The sequence below is a fragment of the Gilliamella sp. Fer4-1 genome (genome assembly GCF_001690515.1).
Lineage (GTDB): Bacteria > Pseudomonadota > Gammaproteobacteria > Enterobacterales > Orbaceae > Gilliamella > Gilliamella apicola_C.
The window spans coordinates 1-562 of the sequence record NZ_LZGZ01000084.1 but is presented as its reverse complement, the minus strand read 5'-3'; the positions used below and the strand labels follow the sequence as shown (position 1 = coordinate 562).

Genomic DNA, 562 nt, shown 5'->3' with positions numbered 1-562 from the left:
ATTTTTATTTATGCACAACAAAAGCCCGTTGATAATGCTGAAACTATGGTTGTGTTAGGATCTCAAGTTGTCGGCACGCCAGCTACAGCGCCTTTAACTTTACAAATTCGTTTAGATATTGCTGCTACTTACTTACAAAATAATCTTCAAACTAAAGTCGTTGTTTGTGGTGGACAAGGTAAAGATGAATCAGCAAGTGAAGCCAGTGTGATGTTTAATTACTTAGTGAATAAAGGAATAGATGCTTCACGAATCTATATTGAAGATAAATCAACCCGAACTGCGCAACAATTCGTGTATGCTAATCGCATTTTACCATTAGGGAAAACGATAGTTGTAACTAATGATTTTCATTTATTACGTTCAGTAATGCTGGCTAAACGCTCAGGATTTAATGATGTATCTGGATTGTCAGCGCCCTTGAGCTTTTCTAATTTTGATAAATATATTGCGATGATAAGAGAACCACTTGCTTTGGCTAATTCTTGGTTATTTGATCACCCTAAAAATTAAATTAGGTATAGTAGTTTTTAACAACTTATCAAATCTTTTGATTCTTTTA

The 562-nt window shown here is 34.0% G+C and carries 1 protein-coding gene; it reads left to right on the top strand.

Annotated features, from left to right (window positions below; all coding sequences use genetic code 11):
- Positions 1–513 (top strand): YdcF family protein (locus tag A9G30_RS03260; protein ID WP_065588046.1); only part of this gene is annotated, 513 nt, incomplete at its 5' end.
- Positions 514–562: the final 49 nt, after the last annotated feature.